The 20,879-nt window shown below is 62.6% G+C and carries 19 protein-coding genes, 4 tRNA genes, 4 pseudogenes and 1 riboswitch; of the genes and pseudogenes, 16 read left to right on the forward strand and 11 right to left on the reverse strand.

Features of this window, described 5'->3' with window-relative positions; translation table 11 throughout:
* Positions 1-70: 70 nt before the first annotated feature.
* The 8 genes and pseudogenes from ACUCCZ_RS01320 to ACUCCZ_RS01355 all read right to left on the reverse strand — a co-directional run bounded on the left by ACUCCZ_RS01320 (position 71) and on the right by ACUCCZ_RS01355 (position 8,319).
* Positions 71-634, reverse strand: coding sequence for a hypothetical protein (locus tag ACUCCZ_RS01320; protein WP_004809104.1), 564 nt, complete (start codon positions 632-634; stop codon positions 71-73).
* Positions 631-1,911, reverse strand: a pseudogene (locus ACUCCZ_RS01325) (PKD domain-containing protein); the annotation flags it as partial. The pseudogene ACUCCZ_RS01325 and the gene ACUCCZ_RS01320, both read right to left, overlap by 4 nt.
* Positions 1,905-3,071 (reverse strand): prenyltransferase/squalene oxidase repeat-containing protein, encoded by a 1,167-nt coding sequence (locus ACUCCZ_RS01330; RefSeq protein ID WP_435918320.1) that lies wholly within the window; start codon positions 3,069-3,071, stop codon positions 1,905-1,907. The pseudogene ACUCCZ_RS01325 and the gene ACUCCZ_RS01330, both read right to left, overlap by 7 nt.
* A gap of 80 nt (positions 3,072-3,151) precedes the next feature.
* Positions 3,152-3,285, reverse strand: a riboswitch (cobalamin riboswitch).
* A gap of 181 nt (positions 3,286-3,466) precedes the next feature.
* Positions 3,467-3,544, reverse strand: a pseudogene (locus tag ACUCCZ_RS01335) (2-oxoglutarate synthase); the annotation flags it as partial.
* A 127-nt stretch (positions 3,545-3,671) separates the two neighbouring features.
* Positions 3,672-3,935, reverse strand: a pseudogene (locus ACUCCZ_RS01340) (hypothetical protein); the annotation flags it as partial.
* 46 nt (positions 3,936-3,981) lie between these two features.
* A pseudogene (locus tag ACUCCZ_RS01345) lies at positions 3,982-5,117 on the reverse strand (hypothetical protein).
* A 153-nt stretch (positions 5,118-5,270) separates the two neighbouring features.
* Positions 5,271-6,365: a 2-oxoacid:ferredoxin oxidoreductase subunit beta gene (locus tag ACUCCZ_RS01350; protein ID WP_435917961.1), complete on the reverse strand. Its 1,095-nt coding sequence runs from the start codon at positions 6,363-6,365 to the stop codon at positions 5,271-5,273.
* Position 6,366: 1 nt separating this feature from the next.
* Positions 6,367-8,319 carry a 2-oxoacid:acceptor oxidoreductase subunit alpha gene (locus ACUCCZ_RS01355; RefSeq protein WP_435917960.1) on the reverse strand — a complete coding sequence of 651 codons (1,953 nt, stop codon included), beginning with the start codon at positions 8,317-8,319 and terminating at the stop codon, positions 6,367-6,369.
* Positions 8,320-8,481: 162 nt separating this feature from the next.
* Between ACUCCZ_RS01355 and ACUCCZ_RS01360 the strand changes: the two genes are divergently transcribed.
* From ACUCCZ_RS01360 to mptB, 4 genes are read left to right on the forward strand one after another with little or no spacing between them, the layout of a single operon-like run.
* A complete protein-coding gene (locus tag ACUCCZ_RS01360) occupies positions 8,482-8,880 on the forward strand; it encodes an NADH-quinone oxidoreductase subunit B family protein (protein ID WP_435917959.1) in 399 nt (132 codons plus the stop codon).
* Entirely contained in the window at positions 8,877-9,521 is a 645-nt protein-coding gene (locus ACUCCZ_RS01365) for an NADH-quinone oxidoreductase subunit C (RefSeq protein WP_435917958.1), read from the forward strand. Before ACUCCZ_RS01360 ends, ACUCCZ_RS01365 begins: the two co-directional genes overlap by 4 nt.
* Complete coding sequence (locus tag ACUCCZ_RS01370; RefSeq protein WP_435917957.1) at positions 9,518-9,826, forward strand: 4Fe-4S binding protein; 309 nt, start codon at positions 9,518-9,520, stop codon at positions 9,824-9,826. Before ACUCCZ_RS01365 ends, ACUCCZ_RS01370 begins: the two co-directional genes overlap by 4 nt.
* Complete coding sequence (gene mptB, locus ACUCCZ_RS01375; protein WP_435917956.1) at positions 9,823-11,412, forward strand: polyprenol phosphomannose-dependent alpha 1,6 mannosyltransferase MptB; 1,590 nt, start codon at positions 9,823-9,825, stop codon at positions 11,410-11,412. The genes ACUCCZ_RS01370 and mptB overlap by 4 nt, the downstream gene beginning before the upstream one ends.
* 155 nt (positions 11,413-11,567) lie before the next feature.
* Here the strand turns inward: mptB and ACUCCZ_RS01380 are convergent, their stop codons facing one another.
* The gene (locus ACUCCZ_RS01380) at positions 11,568-11,768 is read right to left on the reverse strand and encodes a hypothetical protein (protein ID WP_435917955.1); all 201 of its coding nucleotides are present in this window, start codon (positions 11,766-11,768) and stop codon (positions 11,568-11,570) included.
* A 207-nt stretch (positions 11,769-11,975) separates the two neighbouring features.
* Between ACUCCZ_RS01380 and ACUCCZ_RS01385 the strand changes: the two genes are divergently transcribed.
* On the forward strand, positions 11,976-12,911 hold the full coding sequence (locus ACUCCZ_RS01385) for an enoyl-CoA hydratase/isomerase family protein (protein WP_435917954.1): 936 nt from the start codon (positions 11,976-11,978) through the stop codon (positions 12,909-12,911).
* 1 nt (position 12,912) lies between these two features.
* Here the strand turns inward: ACUCCZ_RS01385 and ACUCCZ_RS01390 are convergent, their stop codons facing one another.
* Positions 12,913-13,806 carry an exodeoxyribonuclease III gene (locus tag ACUCCZ_RS01390; protein ID WP_435917953.1) on the reverse strand — a complete coding sequence of 298 codons (894 nt, stop codon included), beginning with the start codon at positions 13,804-13,806 and terminating at the stop codon, positions 12,913-12,915.
* Between the two features lie 53 nt (positions 13,807-13,859).
* Positions 13,860-14,276 carry a GNAT family N-acetyltransferase gene (locus tag ACUCCZ_RS01395; protein WP_435917952.1) on the reverse strand — a complete coding sequence of 139 codons (417 nt, stop codon included), beginning with the start codon at positions 14,274-14,276 and terminating at the stop codon, positions 13,860-13,862.
* Positions 14,277-14,433: 157 nt separating this feature from the next.
* On the opposite strand from ACUCCZ_RS01395, the gene ACUCCZ_RS01400 reads away from it, so the two are divergent.
* The 11 genes from ACUCCZ_RS01400 (at position 14,434) to secE (ending at position 20,868) form a co-directional block, all read left to right on the forward strand.
* Positions 14,434-14,514: transfer RNA gene (locus ACUCCZ_RS01400), tRNA-Tyr, on the forward strand.
* Positions 14,515-14,714: 200 nt separating this feature from the next.
* Positions 14,715-14,787: transfer RNA gene (locus ACUCCZ_RS01405), tRNA-Thr, on the forward strand.
* 63 nt (positions 14,788-14,850) lie between these two features.
* Positions 14,851-14,925 (forward strand) — tRNA-Met (locus ACUCCZ_RS01410).
* A gap of 55 nt (positions 14,926-14,980) precedes the next feature.
* Positions 14,981-15,151: a 50S ribosomal protein L33 gene (gene rpmG / locus ACUCCZ_RS01415; RefSeq protein WP_004809087.1), complete on the forward strand. Its 171-nt coding sequence runs from the start codon at positions 14,981-14,983 to the stop codon at positions 15,149-15,151.
* A gap of 116 nt (positions 15,152-15,267) precedes the next feature.
* A complete protein-coding gene (locus ACUCCZ_RS01420) occupies positions 15,268-15,696 on the forward strand; it encodes an FAS1-like dehydratase domain-containing protein (RefSeq protein WP_435917951.1) in 429 nt (142 codons plus the stop codon).
* Positions 15,693-16,109 (forward strand): MaoC family dehydratase, encoded by a 417-nt coding sequence (locus ACUCCZ_RS01425; protein WP_435917950.1) that lies wholly within the window; start codon positions 15,693-15,695, stop codon positions 16,107-16,109. Before ACUCCZ_RS01420 ends, ACUCCZ_RS01425 begins: the two co-directional genes overlap by 4 nt.
* The gene (locus ACUCCZ_RS01430; RefSeq protein ID WP_435917949.1) at positions 16,106-17,236 is read left to right on the forward strand and encodes a UDP-N-acetylmuramate dehydrogenase; all 1,131 of its coding nucleotides are present in this window, start codon (positions 16,106-16,108) and stop codon (positions 17,234-17,236) included. Before ACUCCZ_RS01425 ends, ACUCCZ_RS01430 begins: the two co-directional genes overlap by 4 nt.
* 102 nt (positions 17,237-17,338) lie before the next feature.
* Positions 17,339-18,604, forward strand: coding sequence for an aminotransferase class I/II-fold pyridoxal phosphate-dependent enzyme (locus tag ACUCCZ_RS01435; protein ID WP_435917948.1), 1,266 nt, complete (start codon positions 17,339-17,341; stop codon positions 18,602-18,604).
* Positions 18,605-18,737: 133 nt separating this feature from the next.
* On the forward strand, positions 18,738-19,934 hold the full coding sequence (locus tag ACUCCZ_RS01440) for an LCP family protein (RefSeq protein ID WP_435917947.1): 1,197 nt from the start codon (positions 18,738-18,740) through the stop codon (positions 19,932-19,934).
* Positions 19,935-20,042: 108 nt separating this feature from the next.
* Positions 20,043-20,115: transfer RNA gene (locus ACUCCZ_RS01445), tRNA-Trp, on the forward strand.
* Between the two features lie 93 nt (positions 20,116-20,208).
* Positions 20,209-20,868 (forward strand): preprotein translocase subunit SecE, encoded by a 660-nt coding sequence (secE, locus tag ACUCCZ_RS01450; protein WP_435917946.1) that lies wholly within the window; start codon positions 20,209-20,211, stop codon positions 20,866-20,868.
* Positions 20,869-20,879: the final 11 nt, after the last annotated feature.

The following is a 20,879-nucleotide window of genomic DNA, read 5'->3' on the forward strand; positions in this document are numbered from 1 at the left end:
ACTGTCATCGGTGATGGATAATGACCGCAGGTCACGTCTTCTAACGCTTCAGAGCAATGATATGAACCATTCAAGTCCCAAAGAAAAAACACACCTCTATGATATTGAATACATAAAAGGAGACTGCCAAGGATGCGTATAGTGCGATCAGTGTGGCTATGATTATCTTGGCAAGAAAGTGATTGTCATTCTCCCTGAGGGTAATTCTTGTCGCGCCAAGGGTCCATCCTCCCAAGGAGAACACCGATAGTAGAATGAGGTAATATATAATGGTTTCTTCGCCGCTAATGAACCTCAGAGTTGACAAGAAGCGCTCAATGGAAGCCATAAGTACACCATTGAGGGCGAATATGGTAGCGATGGTAGCCTTGACTCTATGCTTTTGCTTCGTTGAATCGTTGCAGTCGACAGCGGCTTGTTCCCACAGTCCGGCGAGCCACCCCGTCACAGGGAAAACAAAGGACATGATGAATTGGGGCGGAAAGGATTTAATGTCTTGTTTTGCTAGGGGCGGAGTTATGAGGAATCCCAAAATCACGAGTGCCCAGACGGCTCCGACGATGGTGCCGATGATGAGGCCGTTGAGGGGTGCGCGGTGGTACTGGTCCTTGGGTGTGTTGTTGTGGGTGGTCATCGTGGTGCCTTGGTGTGGGGGTCGCAGGCGTCTCCTACACCGTTGTGGTCGGTGTCGGTCTGGTCTTGGTTGGCGATGGTGGGGCAGTTGTCCTGGTTGTCGGGCACGCCGTCGCCGTCTCGGGTGACGTGGATGGGGAAGGTGAGGGTGTCACTGGTTCCGGTGGTGTCGGTGATGTGTAGGTGTGCCCGATACTTTCCCAGCTGCTTTAGGGTGCGGGTGATCCTAGGTGTGGCACTGTCGATTTCGTAGTGGCCGTCCCCGTCAAGGTCCCATTGCCAGCGTCTGATGTGCCCGGTTGAGGTGTAGGATGAGGAGGCGTCCAATTCGAGGGGTTCACCTGCACGTACCAGGTTTTGCCCGATGACGTCGGCGCGCATCCGCACCCCAGGCACCGGCGCCACCTGCGAGACACCGGCAGACAGGCCATACATCCTCGGCGGTTTGACCAAGGGACGCACCATCCCGGCAATCTGCTCATGGCCAATCACATTCGGATGATACCAATTATTCTGATCCCAACTTGGAAGTGACCAGGTCTTCCCGGTCCACCCCTCATAGCCGGCAGTCTCATGGAACTCGTTGATCCAGCGATAAGGATTGTGTAAATCAAGATCAATGAAGGACGGTTCTGGCTCATGGGTGTTGAACAGGCTGGTGGTGGGGGCGTAGGTCACTTTGAGGCCATGAGACGTGTTCCAGGCCTTGATGGTGGCAGCCTGCCGGGCGCGGAACTCGTCCTCGGCGGCCCGGACACGGGTCGCCGGTATGCCCGTGCCAGGAACGTCCTCGGCAGCCGGGATGAGGTAGGGGTAGCCGATCAGGATGACACGGGTGTGAGCCGGATCCGCCAGTCGGTGCTGGATATGTGACAGCAATGTCACCGTGTTCGTCATCGTGGCATCAGTCTTCTTGCGTGCTGCGTCAACCGTCCCGCTGCACTTTTTTGCTGACCATGCTATTTCTGCAAAGCAGTTTTCGACGACGTCAGCGAAGTTGAGGTCGTTGCCTCCGGCGGTCATGAGGATCACGCCGGTGTGGGGATCCATGGTATCGGCCTGGCTGATGATGTTGTGGTCTCCGGTGGCGATCTGGGCACCACTCCAGGCCCGCACGTCGAGTTGGTACGTTGTGTCCGTGTTTTTCTGGTTGAGCATGCCGGTGAGTACCGAACCATAGTTCTTGGGGCTGCGATATGACCCATCGGCCGGATACCCATCGACCAGGGTTCCGTTGCCTGCCGAATACGAGTCACCCAGCACAGTGATCTTCACCAGTGTGTGTTGAGGTTTGGGGGTTGGGGTGGTTGTGCAGGTTGGGGTGTTTTTGGGGGTTTGCCGGACCATGTTGAGGCGTAGCCGTGGCCGGTGATGGCCATGATTGCTTGGTCGGTGGCCATGATGTTGGGTTCGTGGTCGTTGCGTTGGGCTTGCCATGCGCCGACTTTCGTGAGGTTTTGTTGGCGGATGAGCCATTGTTTGACGGTTGTCATGTCTTCGCCGCGTTCTGCGAGTGCGCTGGCGAGCATGCCGGTGGAGTTGGCGGCGGAGTAGGTTTCCCAGTAGTCCCCGTCGTCGTGGGTTTTGGTGTTGAGTGCCCATTGGGTGGCGTGGTTGGCGGCTGTAGTGATTTTGGTGTTGTAGTTGTCTGGGATGAGGTGTGGGTTGTGTTGGAGGAGGGTTAGGTCTGATAGGGCGATACCGGTGTAGTCGGGGTCGCCGACGAAGGTCGTGGTGCCGTCGTGGTTCTTTTTGGTGTAGCCGAAAGCGCCGGCATCGGTGCCTCCAGTGCCCTGGGTGGACAACAGCTTGTCGATAATTGTTTTCGGTACTGGGCGGTTGGCTCGGGTTAGTGCGATGGTGATGAGGTGTGGGCCCCAGTACATGGTGACGCGGCGTTGCATGTTGGGGTTGGTGTCGTTGATGTAGCCGGCGAGTTTGATCCACAGGTTTCCGGTTTCCTTGCCGAGGAAGTAGGTGGGGTCGTCTCCGAGGATTTCGGCGGTCATGATGACTTTTGCCAGGCCGGCCGGGTTGTTTTCGATGTATTTCGGGCCGGTTTTTTTGAGGGCTGTGGTCATTTCTGTGACGGTGTCGGGGTGGGCATCGGAGCCGACCAGGGCGATGATGCCGTCAGCGATGCCGCCGGCTTGTCTGTAGTTCTTGGGGTCTTGTTTCCATTTGTTGGCGAGCCAGTCAGCGGCTTTTGCGACGTAGGTGCTGGTGGCGGCGGTGTCGTTGATCGATCCGGGCCACATGGCGCCTTTGACTGGGTTGGTTGGTGGGTTGAAGCAGTAGGGGGTGGAGCCGTCGTCGGTGGTGGTGAGGGGTGTGTGTGATGGGGTGGATGGTGGGTTGGCGAATGCTGATGTTGTGAATGGTGATGCGATGAGTGCACCGGCAGCGAGGCCGGCGATCCATCGAGTGAGTCTGAGCATGTGGCGGGTCTTCTTCCTGAGGCTGCGTTGCGGACAGGGAAGGCTCCCGGGTCGAACTCACCGCAGTCCTCGACGGTGTGTGATGTTCCTTCGACAACCCAGGTACTCCGACTCGGGGGTGGGCCCCTCACGGTTGCGGGTCAGTTCCGGTATCGCACCGAATTCCCCTGTGGCTGCGGTGCCAGCACCGCCCAAGGTGACGTGGATCGTCGGTCTTGGAGGGTACTGCCTGGCACAGAGTACACCTGTTAGGTGTCGGTTACCGGTCAGCACGGTGGCTAGAGCGGCGTCGTGGGAGTCTTGGTCGGTGGTGTCCCCGGCGGCGAGCTGGGCTTGGGTGCGGGCTTGGTCGTCGTAGGTGGGGGCGATTCTCATCGCGGAAGATGCCGATTGGGGTGTGCGCGGTCGGAGTCTATGGCGCGAGCCACGAAGGAGCATCCGGCACCCAGGGCCACGGCCAGGCTGGTGCGCGGCCATGGAGGAGTGCATATCGCAAGGTATTCATGCGGCACGGGAAGTCGATCAGCGTGGAACATCCTGGATCCACGAGGCTGGGTAACTGTCCGGATCCGCTCAAGGGTGCATGGGAATCACCAAGGGCTACACCGTCTGACGAGGCTTGATAAGCGAGATGAGGATTCCGAGAAGGCAAAGAACCCCGGACAATATCGCCGACATCACGTCCGCCCGATCCTTGATCGGCCATGACCACCAGGATGTGTAATTTTCCGTTCTCCCCAACAGAAAGCTTGTCAGAACCCAGATGATTGCAGGGGTGGATGACAATTTCTTGATGCCAATGGCGTTTGTGAGAAGGTTGAAGCCGGACAGCCCAACGATGTTGCGGGTGGAGACAATTCCGATGATCGATTGCGCGCCCAGGCTCTCCAACCAAGCGCTATGTGTCCTCTCAGCATTTTCGCAGTCGAGATCGATAATCTTCGAAAATCCTGGCTTGGTCCTGGATGGACAGCCGATCCATGGACTTCAGCCATTCGCGCGTCTCAGGAGAAAACTCCTGACCCGTCATCGCTATTCCCGAATGTTTCGTCAGTCAGGCGACGACGCGATCCTGAGTGTCGAGAACCCAGACTGCCACCTGATCTTTGTGGTCCTGACACGGGGCGATGGCCAATCCCGAGGCAACGGTCATAACCGCCTTCGACGGCGGCTCAGATACGGATATCGCAGATGTCGACCGCCACATGGTTTCGTGGGTTGATTCCTGCGCACCTTGCCTGTATTCCTTGGGGACGTGCTCTCCACGCTGTGTCTGCTTTCCGGGCCACGGGGCCCAACAGCTCGAGATCGTGAGATTCCCACGCGCACACCACGGGATCACTATCTCTCAGACAGATCTGTGGTCCGGTTCGGGGGCGGGCAGCGGACCTATGCCTTTGGCCGTGTGAAAGCCGATGAACGCCGTCGCAACCAATCCAATAATCAGGGTCACGGTGATACGTGCATGATGATTCCGTCTTCCTGCAATGAGGGCCAGGGTTGACACGATGAGGATCCCACCTGCCATCGTCATTCCAGCTGTGAGGACTCGAGGATTCAACATCTCACCTACGTGCAGCAGCCCATGTAGTAGCCAAAAAGATATCGCAGCTTCATGACCGATACGGCTGGCCCATACAAGACGAGGATGAAGGGCAGGAGAAAGGCCGTTGGTGCTGACAGTGCCAGCGGCCACGATGCCCCAATGGCAGCACCGAAGACGCCCCATGCGAGCATCCAAACGGCACCGATGGCCGACATTTCCATGATCTGGTTTCCAGATCCTGACGCCAGAACAGAAATGCCTACGGCCACGGTCGATGGGAGAACGGCGATGGCCCACCATGGAAGGATGATTCGCAGTCGAGACCTCCCGGTCGGTGTGGTGAGGATGTGACCTTCGGTGAACCTCCGAAGTTCCAGGCAAGCTCCCAGAGCCACGGGTCCAACGATCATCATGAAGGCGTAGAGCACGCTCGCAGATCGCTCGATGTCTGACGGTGAAGGAGGATTTCCCAACGCTCCGTAACACCATATGAGAATCATGACAGGTAAAAGGCGAACGCCATAGGATCGTCTTTACGAGATTTAGCCAAATATCCCTATGGAAGGTGTGGGTGTGGGGTACGATTCATGAGTCGGCCCCGGAGGAGTCGTCCCGCGATGGTGTGTTTGACTTCTCCGGGATGCGTGCCTTGCTCAGGTGTTTCGTTCCCGCACCTGCCACGTATCCGTACCGAGGAGCAGGCGTTGGAGTCTCTTGTCGCGATCCTGCGGTGTGGTGGTGTCCCCGGCGGCGAGCTGGGCTTGGGTGCGGGCTTGGTCGTCGTAGGTGGGACGCTCGACGTCGCGGAAGATTCCGACCGGAGTCTGGCTGACGATGACGCCGTCATCCAGGTGAGCAAGCTCGAAGGCCAGCGACGGGTCAGCACGGTGGGAGTCGTGGACGAGGATGTGGTCCATGCCGACTTCGGTGATGTCTGCGACCGTCAACTCGCCAGTGACGGGGTCGCGGACTACGCCGCGGGTACCGTCAGCGCCGACGAGGATCGGCTCGCCGTCGACCAGTCGGATGAGGTGCTGGTTGGCTTCGGGTCCTTTGTAGTTGTCGAAGGCGCCGTCGTTGAAGATGGGGCAGTTCTGGTACATCTCGACAAATGAGGTGCCGCGGTGTTTGGCGGCTGCTGTGAGCACTTGGGCGAGGTGTGCGCGGTCGGAGTCTATGGCGCGAGCCACGAAGGAACATCCGGCACCCAGGGCCACGGCCAGCGGGTTGAACGGGGTGTCGATGGAGCCCATCGGCGAGGATTTGGTGACCTTGCCGGCCTCCGAGGTGGGTGAGTACTGGCCCTTCGTCAGTCCGTAGATCCGGTTGTTGAACATGAGGATCGTCAGGTTGACGTTGCGCCGCATGGCGTGGATGAGGTGGTTGCCGCCGATGGAGAGGGCGTCACCGTCACCGGTGATGACGAACACGGCCAGGTCAGGGCGCGAGACTGCGACTCCTGTCGCGATGGCCGGTGCGCGGCCATGGATGGAGTGCATACCGTAGGTATTCATGTAATACGGGAAGCGCGAGGAGCAGCCGATGCCCGAGACGACGACGGCATTCTCCTTGGCAATGCCCAGATCCGGCAGGATGCCCTGGAAGGTGGACAGGATTGCGTAATCGCCACAGCCGGGGCACCAGCGCACCTCCTGGTCGGAGGCGAAGTCGCGACGTTTCAGTGACTCGATCGCCAGCGGCACACCGGCAAGTCCGGCGGGACGGTCCTCGGTGGTGATGTCAGTCATCTCAGGCCTCCTTGGTCTCGTCGTTGCAGTACTGGCACAGTTCCTCGCACAGGTCGGCCGGGGAGATCGGTAGCCCGCGCACCCGCGAGATCGTCTTGACGTCGACGAGATACCTCGAACGCAACAACATGGCGAACTGGCCGGTGTTCATCTCGGGGACGACGACCCGGCGGTAACGATGCAGTAGGTCGCCCAGGTCCTCGGGCAGCGGGTTGAGGTGACGCACGTGGGCCTGAGCGATGGACAGGCCACGAGCACGGACTCGACGCACCGCAGCGGTGATCGGACCGTAGGTGGAACCCCAACCCAGCACCAGGACGTCAGCGTCACCGGACGGATCGTCGACGACGGTCGGCGGAATGGTCCTGGCGATGCCCTTCACCTTGGCGGCACGGGTGGCGACCATGTCCTCGTGGTTGGACGGGTCGTAGGAGATGGCGCCAGTGCGGGCCGACTTCTCCAGACCGCCGATGCGATGCTCCAGACCCTTGGTGCCGGGCAGGGCCCACTGACGGGCGAGGGTCTGTGGATCGCGGTGGTACGGCATGAATCGCGGCGAGCCGTCGGCAGCGGTGGAGTTGGGCTCGGTGGCGAAGTTCGGGTCGATGCGCGGAATCTCAGCCAGATCCGGCACCTTCCACGGCTCTGCACCGTTGCCGAGGTAGCCGTCGGACAACATGATGACCGGAGTGCGGTAGGTCACAGCGATCCGACAGGCCTCCAGAGCGGTGTCAAAGCAGTCCGACGGGGACTTGGCCGCGAGCACCGGGACGGGGGACTCACCGTTGCGACCGAACATCGCCTGCAGCAGGTCAGCCTGCTCAGGCTTGGTCGGCATCCCGGTCGACGGGCCGGCACGCTGCACGTCGACGACCACGAGCGGCAGCTCGGTCATGACGGCCAGGCCGATGGCCTCGGACTTGAGGCTCATACCAGGTCCAGAGGTCGTCGTCACACCCAGGGAACCGGAGAACGAGGCGCCGATCGCAGAGCTGACGCCCGCGATCTCGTCCTCGGCCTGGAACGTGACGACGTTGTGGGACTTGCGCTTGGACAGCTCGTGCAGGATGTCGGAGGCCGGGGTGATGGGGTATGAGCCCAGGAAGAGCTGCAGCCCGGCCCGATTGGCACCAGTGATGAGGCCATAGGCGGTGGCGAGGTTTCCTGTGATCTGACGATAGGTGCCTTCGGGCATCGGGGCCGGTGCCACCTCGTAGCGGACCCGGAACAGCTCGCAGGTCTCACCATAGGCATGTCCGGCCTTGAGGGCGGCGATGTTTGCGTCACGGATCTCCGGTTTGGAGGCGAACTTGCCGACCAGGAACTTCTCCGAGGGGCCGAGCGGGCGTCCGTAGAGCCAGGTCAGCAGACCCAGGGCGAACATGTTCTTGGCTCGTTCGGAGTTCTTGCGACCGAGATCAAACGGTTCGACGGCGGCCACGGCCAGACCGGTGAGGTCCAGCTCGACGACCTGGTAGGACTCCAGGGTGCCGTCGTTGCGTGGGTCCTCGGCGTACCCGACCTTCTTCAAGTTCTTCGCGGTGAACTCGGCGGAGTCGAGGATGATGAGGCCGCCGCGGTGAAGATCGTCGAGGTTGGCGGCCAGGGCAGCCGGGTTCATGGCCACCAGGACGTCGGGCTGGTCACCCGGGGTGGCGATGTCGTAATTGGCGAAATGCACCTGGAAGCTCGAGACCCCCGGGACGGTGCCTTGGGGAGCACGAATCTCAGCGGGGAAGTTCGGTAGGGTCGAGATGTCATTGCCGTGGATGGCGGACTCAGCGGTGAAGCGGTCACCGGTCAACTGCATGCCGTCGCCGGAATCGCCGGCAAATCGAATGACGACTCGGTCGAGGGACTGGACCTCTCGCTCGTCAGTGGTGTGATGTGCCGTGTCGGTGGAAGGCACTCTGACCTCTTTTCTCGTCGCGGGACTCCGGTGGGGACGTGTCACGTGGTGACGAATGGTCGTACCCGCGAGGCGCGTCCGGATGCTTCGGAACCGGCTCCCAACGCTACCATCGCGCCTCTGCTCATCGAACTTGGCCGTCGTCAGGGTTGAGCGCCTCCCCACAGCGCGGATTTCCCTGGACGATGTCGTCGCTACGATGGCCCGGTGGAGTTCATCGACTGGTTTGCCGACGGGTCCGTGTACGTCGTCGACCTCGCCATGGCCTGTTGTGGGGTCGAGAGCGGGGTGGCGGTGCCGGTTGCGGCTCCCACACGTCAGGACGCCCCCTCAGGGTCGCTGGTCGTCGCGGTGGTGTCGGGAACCATCTCGACGGTGTTGGCGCCCGTGGTCCGCTCGACCATTGAAACCTTGCGTGAGGACCATCCGGTCGACGTCGTGGCCTTCGGTGCCTGTGCCTGTGCTGGTGGCCCCTACTGGGATTCATCGGGAGTCGTTGACGGGCTGCCCGCCATCGGTGTCGAGGCCGATCACTGGATTCCCGGTTGTCCGCCGAGCCCGGACGCCCTCACCAGTTTCCTGTCCTCCTCCCGGGAGGCAGCATGACCTCCGTTGATGTCGCTGCTGACACATGGCACGACGCCGTGGCCGAGGCGATCGCCACCCACCCGTGGCTGGCCCATCTGACGGCCATCGACGGTGCCGGCGAACGTGGCCAGGACCCCGACATCATCGTCGTCTGTCGATGCGAGGACCATGGCGGGGAGGACGTCACCGTGTCGACCCGTGTGCCTCGCGATGGCGGAAGTCTCGACTCCGTCGTCGACATCGTGGCCGGAGCCGCTTGGTACCAGCGGGAGATTCACGACTTCTTCGGGGTGACATTCGTCGGCTCAGGGGCTGACGATCGCGCCCTCCTCATTCACGACGCGCCCATACCGCCGCTGCGCAAGGAGGTCGTGCTGGCGCAACGAGCCGAGACGACTTGGCCCGGTGTGGCCGACCCGTCCACCTCCAAGTCGGCGAGCCGACGCCGTGCCCTGCCAGCCGGCGTTCCCGACCCCGACACCTGGCGGCGTATCAAGGATGGCGAGGACATTTCCGATGTCGAGGTCGTCGAGGCCATGTCGGGACGACGTCCACGATCGCGCGCCGGACGAGACGCCGGAGCCACACGAGCCGCACGAGGACACGCCACGCGCGAACAGAGCCCCCGGGAACGGACCACACGGAGGAGGCGGGTATGAGGCATTCCGCCATCGCTCTCGATGTTGACGCCTGCACCTCCTGCGTCATCTGCGCCCGCGCATGTCCGGCCTGGTGCATCACCATTGACGCCCACAATGAATCCGTTCCCGACTCGGACGTCCGCCGTCCCCGAACCGTCGCCGTCCTCGACGAGTTCACCATCGACTGGGGACTGTGCATGTACTGCGGGATGTGCATCGAGTCGTGTCCCTTTGACGCCCTGGCATGGAGTGACGAGCGGGTACCGGACTCGACGACGCGAACAGGCCTCGTCAGCGCGTGGGGATCGGATGGTGACCGGTGAAGCAGCCGGTGGGCTGGCGTCGACGCATCCAAGTCAAGTGGTTTGCCTATCTGCGCGCCTGGCGGTCCCGGTCGGTCCTGGAGGGACTGGGCGGGACGATTCTCATCACCGCTGGATCCCTGACCCCGGCGTATCTACCACTGAACTCACCGTGGTGGTCCCGTCTCGACGAGGCCGGTCTGCGTGGCTCGACCTGGCGCATCGTCGGGACCCTCCTTGTCCTCGTCGGCGTCGGTTTGTTGGTGGACTCCTGGCTTCGCTTGCGTCCGGGCCGTGAACCCCGTGGCCTCGCTGCCGAGCCACTTCCCACACATGTGCGTCGGTACTTCAAGCATCGTCCGGGGATCCGTGCCGGGCTGCACCCGTGGGCCGTCCTCGGCGTGTGGGGCTTGCCCTTTCTGCTCGCCCCACCCATCTTCAGCCACGACGCCTACTCCTACGCGGCCCAGGGATGGTTGCTGGAGAACGGCATCAGCCCGTATGAGGGGTACCCGGGGCTGTTGCCCGGTGCCTTCGCCGACCAGGTGGCCCAGGAGTGGCGGTACACCAAGACCCCGTACGGCCCTCTGGCCTTGGCTGTGCAGCACCTGATCGTCCATCTCACCGCTGACAATCCCTACTGGTCCGCGGTGTTCATGCGAATTCCAGCCCTTCTCGGCGTCATCGCCATCGGCCTGTTGATGTCGCGGGTGGCGCGCAGGGTCGGTCGTGACCCGCACTTTGCCGCCTGGTTCTCCACCCTCAACCCGATCCTCGTCGTCGACTTCATCGGAGGCGCCCACAATGACTCCCTCATGATGGGGCTGGTCGTCATGGGGCTGTGGTTGGCATGCATGACGAGCTGGTCGTGGCTCGTCGGGGCGCTCCTCGTCGGGGTGGCGGCGGCCATCAAGCAGCCGGCGTTCATGGTCGCTGTCGCGCTGCCGTTCATTCGTCATCCCATGGAGTCGTGGCATCCCCCTCACCTCGTCCCAGCGGTGGGGCGCATGGTGGGATCGCTCGCCGTGTCCGTGGCCGTGTTCGCGGGTATCTCGTGGGCATCCGGTTTGGGATTCGGGTGGTATCACGCCGTCGACGTCCCGGGCATGGTGCTGACGGTTTCGCCATTCACCCTCGTCGGTATGGGGGTGCGCATGATTCTGGGGCTCTTCGGGGCTCACCAAGCGGCGGCCGCTGTCATCCCCATCACCCAGGCGATCGGCGTACTGGTCGGAGCCGCGCTCCTGGTCGTCATGGCGATTCGGCTGCTGCCCCGCAAGCCGCTGTCCTTCCTGGCTCTGGGATTCCTGGTCGTTGCACTGAGCGCCCCGGCCCTGCACTCGTGGTACGTGCTGTGGGGGGCGCTGTTGTTGCCGTTGATCGACGAAGCTGCCCGATATGTGCGTCCGGCAGTATGGACCACCGTCATCCTGCTGTCCTTCGACGCCGTCAACCTGTCGTGGCGCAACAGTGCGGTGGCCCTTGGGGTCGCTCTGGTCCTGGTGCTCGCCGCTCGACTGGTCTGGCATGAGCGCAGCCTGGGACAAGGATGGACGCACAAGGATGTCCACGTCCCGCATCGGCACACACCTCACGAAGAATCATGACCGGTACTCTGCTGCCACGTCCGTGACCATTGCGGCTGAGAGTTCCCGGACCTACCGCAAGGCGACCTGGAATCTCCACGAGTGGTCTGACGACCCCGTCGCACTTCAATGCTTGGTCACCAAGGTGGGTGTGTGGCCACCGTCTCATCGAGATCTCACCCTGGGGTACCGATGGGACCAGGTTCATGAGAAGGCCGGGGGCACTCGCGCTCGTCGCCTCCGACTTCATGGGCGACCGCATCAACGAGTTGCTCGGCCACCCCGCCGAAGATCCTCACGGCGACCAGCTCGGCGAACAGCACGGTACGCAGCAGCGACCGCGTCGTCGGCGAGGTCGGACAGGGCGTGGACATCATGGGTGGACATGATGAGTGCTCCTCCCCGGTTGGCAAGGTCGTGCAGAAGATGCACGATCGCCGCTTCGCTGCGGTTGTTGGCCCTGGTAGAGGGCTGCCAACACGCAATCACGGCACCGAGCTTGGTGATCGACTCGACTGCAGACCGTTGCTGGCAATGTTCCTCGCGACGGCCTGCAGCACGGTGAAGGTGGCAGGCTTGGGGTCATGGATGAGGTGAAGATCAGCGGTGGCGATGACGTGGCGATCACCTTGGATCGTCCCCGAGCCATCAATTCACTGTCCGGTGAGATGCTGGTGGCCATCGGCAAGGCCGTCGAAGACTCGCCGCGCAGCATTGACCTGTCAGGTGCGGGAGAGCGCGGCTACTGCTCCGGCGCCGACATTCGAGAGCTCAGGTCGCTGGCTTTGGAGGACCCCGAGGCCGCAGGCGACTGGCTGGATTTCGAGTACGACGTCGATGCGGCGATCGCTGCGGTCGATTCCGGAACCGCGCATCTGCACGGGATCTCCATGGGCGGTGGCCTGGGTCTGGCCCTTCGCCTCAAGCAGGTCGAGGCGCACGAGGATCTCGTCCTGGCGATGCCGGAGACGGGAATTGGTCTGTGGCCCGACGTCGGCGTGTCGTTCGAGCTGTCGCGCGCCCCGCGCCTGGTTGGGCGTCACCTGGCCATGACGGGAGCCGCGATTGATGCAGCGTCAGCGCTGTGGGCCGGCCTGGTGGACGAGGTCGTTGGCACTGACGGCAACGCTGTCGACGTCGATCCGGCCACATGCCAGCTCGCCCACGACGCGGTGTGGATTCAGGAGTGCTACAACACCGATGACCCGGTCGAGGTGTGCCGTCGTCTGGCCGATCGCCCGGAGGATGCCGCACGTAGGGCCGCCGAGCACATCGCCACACGCTGCCCGCTGTCGGTGGCCGTCGCGCTGGCCGCCGTCATCAAGGCCGAGGGGGCGTCAGGTTTCGCCGAGGTCCTGGAGACCGACCGTGCCCTGGGACGCTCCTTCATGCGCAACTCGGACTTCTGTGAAGGGGTGCGGGCCCAGCTGGTCGACAAGGACCGCGACCCACATTGGTCTCACCAGAGTGTGGCGGATGTCCGCGCGCGTCGTGTCGAGGAGATGTTCGACCCGTCCTGACTCATAGGTCATAGTCGACGACCACGGCCGCGTGGTCGGAGGTGCGTTCGGAATAAGAGGGGTCCCGGTCGATCTCGGCCATGACAGCCTTCTTCGCCAGCTCCGGTGAGGCCAGGTGATAGTCGATACGCCATCCGGTGTCATTGACGAAGGCCTTGCCGCGCCAGCTCCACCAGGAGTAGGGGCCGTCGACATCAGGGTGCTGGGCGCGCACGACGTCGACGAGGGTGTCAGGGGAGAGGATGGTGTCGAACCACTGCCTCTCCTCTGGCAGGAATCCCTCGTTGCGCTGGTTGGACTTCCAGTTCTTGAGGTCGGCGTTCTCGTGAGCGATGTTGAAGTCACCCATGACGAGGAAATGACGCCCCAGGGTCGCGCACTCCTGGCGATGGGTCGCCAGGTGTTCACGGAATCCGGTCAGAAACGTCATCTTGCGGTCCTGTTTCGCCATGGACTTCTCGTCCTTGGGGTCCGGAGTGGCTCCTTTGGGCAGGTACAGGCAGGCGACGGTGAGGGGTACGTCGGCGAGATCCACCTCGATGTATCGCCCTTCGTCAGTGAAGGGAACCAGTTCAACCGGTAGTCCGTCGGTGTTTCCGGGGCGAACCTCGTCGAGATTGGGTGCCTCCCCGGGGGCCATGAAGAGGTGGGTTCCCCACGACCTCACCTCGGCCGGTGCGGTGCGGGTGAGCAGGGCGACGCCGTTACGTCCGGCCAGTGAACCCGGCGCCCAGGAGACGTGGGCGTCACCGAATGCCCCCTCCGGGAGATCCGCGGGACGGCAGCGCACCTCCTGCAGGCCGATGACGTCGCAGTCACGGGCCTCCATCCAGTTGGAGAATCCTCGTTTCAGGGCAGCTCGGATGCCGTTGACGTTGAAGCTGGCGATGCGCATGGACAGAGTCTGTCACAGGGAGATGACGCAGCGACGTGACGACGGCTCCGGCATCACTCGTAGAGGTACCTGACGAAGGCTTTTCCCTCCTCTCGGGCGATGTCATGGAGTCCACACGACTCGTAAAAGGAGACGATTCCCGGGACGTCGTCGCAGAGCAGGACGATCTGTCGCAGACTCGAGTAGTGCTCCATCATCGACATCAGCAGGTGTCGGCCAATCCCCTGTCGCTGCCATGTCGGATGAACCAGTAGATCCTGGATGAGGGCAACCTGGACGCCGTCGGAAATGGCCCGCGAGAAGCCGATGAGCTGTCCGTCGATCCTGGCGCATCGCAGCTGGTCGACTCGGTCGAGCAACCCCTCCATCTTGTACGGATGGGCGGTGTAGGCCGTCCAGCCAACCGAGGTGTACAGGGTCATCAATTCGTCGAGATGAGGGTGCTGATGGTCATAGGAGATGCCGGACACGGTGGCATCGTAACAACCTGTCTCGTGGGTGGGGGAAGCCTCACTGCAAGGCCACGTGCAGCGATCTCGGTTGGTCTGCCCGTCTCATTGACAGGCCGGATTGGTCACGGTGACGGCATGCCTGCTAGTATTTTCGATCGCTGGCTCGTGCCAGCACGGCAGGTTGCCCGAGTGGCCAAAGGGAGCGGTCTGTAAAACCGTCGGTTCGCCTACGTTGGTTCGAATCCAACACCTGCCACACAACCCCCGGGTCGGATGGATTCGGGGGTTGGTTTCGCCAAGGCTGGATACGTGACCGAATCGTTCGGCTGGGAAAGCAATTGAGGCGGAACGATCCGACCAAAAATGGTTTCCCACGAGGGATGTCACCCCGGCGGTCAGGGGAATCGTGTTTTGATTTGCCAACGATCGGAAGCTCGTGTAGTTTTCTCATTCGTTGCCCCTATAGCTCAGTAGGCAGAGCGTCTCCATGGTAAGGAGAAGGTCAGCAGTTCGATTCTGCTTGGGGGCTCTGGGTGTGAATCGGTTCCACTTACCCGGTGGGCTGGGCCCGAATGGGTGCCGAGGATCACATGGCGGGGTAGCTCAGGGGTAGAGCAAGCGGCTCATAATCGCTGTGTCGCGGGTTCGATTCCCGCCTCCGCTACCAAACAAACCGGGGAAACTCGGGAGCGCACACTCCACACGGCTCGAAAGTAGGAAAGATGGCCAAGAAGTCCGGCGACGTTCGCCCGAAGATCACGCTCGCCTGCACCGAGTGCAAGGAGCGCAACTACATCACCAAGAAGAACCGCCGTAACAATCCTGATCGCATGGAGATGGCGAAGTTCTGCCCGCGCTGCCACAAGCACACCGCGCATCGCGAGACGCGCTGACGTCGGGTCGTCAAGCCACGAACCTTTGACGAGGGGTCACCTGGGGGTGGCCCCTCGCTGATGTGTTCGTTGTCAAGCATTCTGGGTCGTCGGAGGTCTGGGATAGCCTGAATGACATGCCGATCAGTCCTGATGACGTCGGGCGCACGTATCCGACGACAGACCCCTACCTCGTTACTGCGGAGAAGATCCGGGAGCTTGCCACCGCGCTGGGCGACACGGCTCCGGCCTACCAGGGTGATGACCCCATTGCCCCGCCCACATTCGCCATGGTCCTGGCGTCCCGGGCATGGGAGCCATTGTTCGACGACGAACAGCTTGACCTCCGGCTGGAGCACATGATCCACACCGATCAGTCCTTCAACTGGATCCGTCCGCTTCACAAGGGCGACGAGGTCACCTCGACGCTGAAGATCACCTCGGTTCGTATCCGGGGCAACACCGACATCGTCGGCATCGACGTCTCCTTGGACCACGTCAACGGCGAACACCTCGGCAATGCCACCTCGACCCTGTGGCACACCCGTCCGGAGGCGAGTGCATGAGCGTGCAGCTGACGGAAGGCCAGACATTCGGGCCGCGCACCATTGACGTCACCCGGACCACCTTGGTCCGTTACGCCGGTGCGTCAGGGGACTTCAATCCGATCCACCACAGCGACCGTGCTGCCCGCGAGGCCGGCATGGAAGGCGTCATCGCCCACGGCATGTGGACGATGGGGGCGGCCCTGGGTGCCGTCATCGAGTGGGTCGGGGGGCCTGAACGGGTGCTGTCCCAGCGAGCTCGCTTCACCCGCCCGGTGCTCGTCCCCGACACCAAGGGGGGCGCCTCCATCGAGGTGGCCGCCACGGTTCGAAAGGTTGTCGATGACACCGCGACCCTGGGTGTCGACGTCAAGTGCGACGGACAGTCCGTTCTTGGACGAGTTGAGGTCGTCGTCAAGCAGGAGGAGCAGTGAGCACCACTGTCATCGGCCCCTATGAGGACGACGACCCCACCGAGGCATGCAGCACCATCCACCACGAGGCGATCGGCGCGACGACCACACTCACAGGAGGGGACGACGTCCCGCTCGCCCCGCTCACGACGTTCAACGTGGGTGGTCCGGCCCGTCACCTCGTCATTGCCACGACCAGTGACGAGCTCCTGCACACCGTCCGCGACTGCGATCGACGCGGTGAACCCTGCCTTGTGCTCGGCGGTGGCTCCAACGTCCTCGTCGGCGACGACGGATTCGACGGCACTGTCGTGCGCGTCGCGACCTCGGGACTGTCCGCCGAGGTGTCCTCGTGCGGCGGTGCCCTGGTAACGGTTGCCGCCGGTCAGGTCTGGGACGATTTCGTCGTCCACGCCATCGAGCAGGAGTGGATCGGCCCGGAGTTCCTCTCCGGCATACCCGGCCTTGTCGGTTCGACGCCCATCCAGAATGTCGGTGCCTATGGCGTCGAAGTCAGCGAGTTCATCGCCCGGGTTCGTACCTGGGACCGTCGCGATGACACCCAGCGCACCTTCACCGCGGATCAGTGCGGCTTCGGTTACCGGTCCAGCCGGTTCAAGGCCGAACCAGACCGATATGTCGTCCTGGACATCACCATGCAGTTCAACCTCGGTACCCGGTCGCTGCCGGTACGCTACGCCGAGTTGGCGCGTCGCCTGGGGGTCGAGCCGGGGGAGAGGGTCGCCACCTCCAAGGTGCGCGAGACGGTCCTGGAGGTGCGCGGGGGCAAGGGTATGGTCCTCAACCCTGATGACCACGACACCTGGAGTGCGGGGTCCTTCTTCACCAACCCTGTGGTGGCTCCCGACAAGGTTCCGGAGGCTGCACCCTCCTTTCCCCAGCCTGATGGTCGTGTGAAGACCAGTGCCGCATGGCTCATCGACCACGCCGGATACGGCAAGGGGTTCAGGGTGGCCGAGAACTCCCCGGCCAGCCTGTCGACCAAGCACGTGCTGGCCCTGACCAACCGTGGCAACGCCAGCTGCGACGATCTCACTGCTCTGGCACGCACCCTCATCGAGGGGGTTCGCGACGCGTACGGCATCACATTGGTGCCTGAACCGCGCCTCGTCGGGTGCGTCATCTGAGGTCGATACAACTCATCCAGCCCGATGACCCTCCAACCTCGCAGTGGCCGAGTTTGGAGGGTCGCCTGTTGTCGTGGTGGGTCCAAGGGTCAGAATTGGCCTATGACGACCTCGCTGACTGACTTGTCCCCCGATGACCTGTCCGCCCTGCACGAGCAGCTGAGCGGCGAGTATGCCGAGCTCGTCGCCCGTGGTGCCTGTCTCAACATCACCCGCGGCAAACCTTCCCCGGCACAGCTTGACCTCAACGCGGACCTGCTGACGATGGATGTTCCCTCCCACGCCGAGGACGGCCAGGATGTCCGCAACTACGGAGGCAGCCGCGGACTCCCTGAGATACGTCGCATCTTCGGCGAACTGTTGGGGGTCGACGTCGACCACATCATCGCCGCCGACAACTCCAGCCTGTCGATCATGCACGATCTCGCGATGTTCGCCTTCGTCCATGGCATCGCGAGTGAGGAACCGTGGTTCGGCCAGAACGTGAGGTTCATCGCCCCGGTCCCGGGCTACGACCGCCACTTCGCCATCTGCGAGCACCTCGGAATCGAGATGATTCCGGTGGAACTGGGGGAGCACGGCCCCGACGTCGACGAGGTGGCCACGCTGGCCGCCGACCCGTCCGTCAAGGGCATGTGGGTGGTACCGATGTACGCCAACCCGAACGGCGTCGTCTATGACGAGCAGACCGTTCGTGCTCTGGTGTCCATGCCTGCCGCCCCCGACTTCCGTATCTGGTGGGACAACGCCTATGCCCTGCACCACCTGACCGACGCCGAACGTCCACCGCTGCCGGTGCTGCAGTGGGCTGAGGAAGCTGGTAACCCTGATCGCGTGTTCGAGTTCGCCTCGACCTCCAAAATCACCTTTGCCGGCGACGGCATCTCCTTCCTGGCCTCCTCGAAGGCCAACCTGGACTGGTACCTGGGGCACGCCGGGATCCGCTCGATCGGCCCTGACAAGGTCAATCAGCTGCGTCATGCGAAGTACTTGGGTGACGCCGAGGGTGTTCGCAGGCTCATGCGCGCCCACCGCGAGATTCTCGCCCCGAAGTTCGCCCTCGTCGACGAGATCCTCACCAACCGTCTCGGCGGTCGTGAGGTCGCCACGTGGACTCATCCGGCCGGCGGGTACTTCATCACCCTTGACGTCATGGATGGTACGGCTTCTCGCGTGGTGTCCCTGGCCAAGGAAGCTGGTATCGCTCTCACCCCAGCCGGGGCGTCACATCCCCTCCACGATGACCCGCACGATCGCACCATCCGTCTGGCACCGTCCTTCCCTGGCATGGACGAGCTGCGTGAGGCCATGGAAGGCGTCTCGACCTGCGTCCTGCTGGCAGCCGCTGAGAAGCTCCTCGCCAACTGAGAGGCCATTCTGCAATCTTGCGAAACCCCCTTATGATGGCCCCGCACACTCTTGGTAGGTGTGTGGGGCCATTGGCGTTGCGTATCCTGAAGGCCAACTGGTTCGCTGAATGTCAGCAGGAGGGGGCATACCCATGGCTCACGACGACGGACTCAATCTGTTCAACGACCCGGACGACTTCGAGGGCGAGAATGGCAATGCCCCTGATGCCAGTGCCGCGCCTCGTCGTGGACTCCCCGCCGAGGATGCTGAGCCGACTGCCGGACGGCGCGGTTATGACCCAGGCGAAGAGGACGCCACCGTCGACGAGCTCTTCGAGGAGCGCTCCGACGATGATGCCGGGGGCCGTGCGGCTTCGGCAACCGAGGCCAAGCGCAAGCGTCGTTGGCCGAAGGTCTTCCTCGCCATCGTCCTGGCGTTGCTGCTCGCCGTCGTCGGCATCATCGCCTACTACCTGCGGTCGATCAATGCCGGCATGAACAACCTCAACCGGGCTCCGGTGGCCGTGCAGGGCACCCGTCCGCCCTCGGTCGAGACCGGTGCGCGGACGTTCGTCCTCGTGGGCTCAGACTCCCGCGGCTGGGATCGTGGCCGTTCCGACACCCTCATGGTTGCCTATCTTCCCGCCAATCGCGAGAAGCTGTACCTCGTCAGCTTCCTGCGTGACATGTGGGTGACGATCCCGGCCAATGACGTCGTCAAGAAGGATTCCAAGGCCAAGATCAACGCTGCCTACTCGTGGGGTGGGGTGCCTCTGACGATCAAGGTGTTGGAGGAGCTGACGAACGTCAAGATGGACCACGGCGTCGTCATCGACTTCAATGGGTTCAAACAGCTCAGCAGGGACCTCGGCGGCATCCAGGTCTACAACTCGCAGGAATTTGACAGCCTCGGTCACCACTTCGACAAGGGCAGCGTCACCCTTGAGGGCGACGCGGCCTTTGCCTACGTCCACGAACGCAAGAGTCTCACACATGGTGACGTGGACCGTGCAGCGAACGAGCGCGCCGTCCTCACCGCGATGATCGACAAGATCTTTTCGATGGACACGCTGACGAACCCGAAGAAGTTCTCCCAGGTGGTCTCCGACGTCGGCTCGACGATGACGGTCGACGATGCGCTCACCAACAAGGAGGTGCGCAAGCTGGCCACCAGCCTCAAGTTCGACTCCGGGGCTGGCATCGTCTCCGTGCAGGCCCCGATCAAGGGTTACGGCAAGTCAAAGGACGGGCAGCAGTACGACATCGTCGACGAGGCTGGTATGCAGGAGTTGGCGCAAGCGATGCGGACTGACACCATGGACCAGTACGCGGCCAAGCATCCTGCGTGATGGATGGTTGCCAGGGAGTGCCGGAAAGGGCCTGCGAGTCTGATTCGACGTGAGACCGGATTCTCTCCTATACTCCCTGTGCTGGCGTTACCACCCAGGCAGCGCCGAAGGGCACTAGCTCAATTGGCAGAGCAGCGGTCTCCAAAACCGCAGGTTGGGGGTTCAAGTCCCTCGTGCCCTGCGAGACGCATGTGCGGGGCGTATCCCTGGTGCGCAGCCGTGGCGAAATCCTGATCCACGGCACCAACCGTCAGACAGGACCCGAAGGAACAGCGTGACCGACGAGAAGCGAAACCCCAGTGGCGGAGAAGATCCTTCCGTCGAGGGCGAGCTGTCCTTGAGGGGAGAGGATCTCGCATCCCGCAACCTTCCGGAGACTGAGGAGTACGACGTCGTTGATCCCGAGGCCGAGGAGTTGACGACTCCTGACGATGTCGTCGACAAGACTCCTGACAAGGCCGACCCCGAAGACATGGTCGTTGACGATCCTGAGCAGCTCGAGGAAGCTGAGAAGGTTGCCGCCTCCGCTCGGTCCAGCCGCCCTGTCCGCAAGAAGGACGCCGTCGGGAGGCCCGCCCGTCATGGCAAGCCGGTGCGCAAGGGCGTCAGGAAGGCTGACGACGCCGATGAGGAGCCCGTGTCCGCTTCTGCCGCCAAGTCCGCTGGCTCCGAGCCGAAGCGCGAGTTGACCAAGGCTCCGGTCCGCAAGCAGAGCAGCAAGCAGAAGCCTGCCGAGCAGGGCAGCAAGCGTACTGGCCCGGTGACCTTCACCAGGCAGTCGGTTGCTGAGCTGCGCAAGGTCAAGTGGCCCACCGGTGACGAGCTGGGTCAGTACTTCCTCGTCGTTCTCGTCTTCGTTCTGCTCATCATCGCTTACGTCAGTGGCCTGGACGTCCTCTTCGGATGGATCATCATCAAACTTTTTGGCAACTGACGATCACATTG

Source organism: Cutibacterium nasicola (assembly GCF_052654715.2).

Bases quoted from the DNA above. Each gene is read 5' to 3' on its own strand.
- ACUCCZ_RS01320 (WP_004809104.1), bottom strand. From the start codon at position 634: ATGACCACCCACAACAACACACCCAAGGACCAGTACCACCGCGCACCC.
- ACUCCZ_RS01330 (WP_435918320.1), bottom strand. From the start codon at position 3,071: ATGCTCAGACTCACTCGATGGATCGCCGGCCTCGCTGCCGGTGCACTC.
- ACUCCZ_RS01350 (WP_435917961.1), bottom strand. From the start codon at position 6,365: ATGACTGACATCACCACCGAGGACCGTCCCGCCGGACTTGCCGGTGTG.
- ACUCCZ_RS01365 (WP_435917958.1), top strand. From the start codon at position 8,877: ATGACCTCCGTTGATGTCGCTGCTGACACATGGCACGACGCCGTGGCC.
- ACUCCZ_RS01370 (WP_435917957.1), top strand. From the start codon at position 9,518: ATGAGGCATTCCGCCATCGCTCTCGATGTTGACGCCTGCACCTCCTGC.
- ACUCCZ_RS01380 (WP_435917955.1), bottom strand. From the start codon at position 11,768: ATGATGTCCACGCCCTGTCCGACCTCGCCGACGACGCGGTCGCTGCTG.
- ACUCCZ_RS01385 (WP_435917954.1), top strand. From the start codon at position 11,976: ATGGATGAGGTGAAGATCAGCGGTGGCGATGACGTGGCGATCACCTTG.
- ACUCCZ_RS01390 (WP_435917953.1), bottom strand. From the start codon at position 13,806: ATGCGCATCGCCAGCTTCAACGTCAACGGCATCCGAGCTGCCCTGAAA.
- rpmG (WP_004809087.1), top strand. From the start codon at position 14,981: ATGGCCAAGAAGTCCGGCGACGTTCGCCCGAAGATCACGCTCGCCTGC.
- ACUCCZ_RS01420 (WP_435917951.1), top strand. From the start codon at position 15,268: ATGCCGATCAGTCCTGATGACGTCGGGCGCACGTATCCGACGACAGAC.
- ACUCCZ_RS01425 (WP_435917950.1), top strand. From the start codon at position 15,693: ATGAGCGTGCAGCTGACGGAAGGCCAGACATTCGGGCCGCGCACCATT.
- ACUCCZ_RS01435 (WP_435917948.1), top strand. From the start codon at position 17,339: ATGACGACCTCGCTGACTGACTTGTCCCCCGATGACCTGTCCGCCCTG.
- ACUCCZ_RS01440 (WP_435917947.1), top strand. From the start codon at position 18,738: ATGGCTCACGACGACGGACTCAATCTGTTCAACGACCCGGACGACTTC.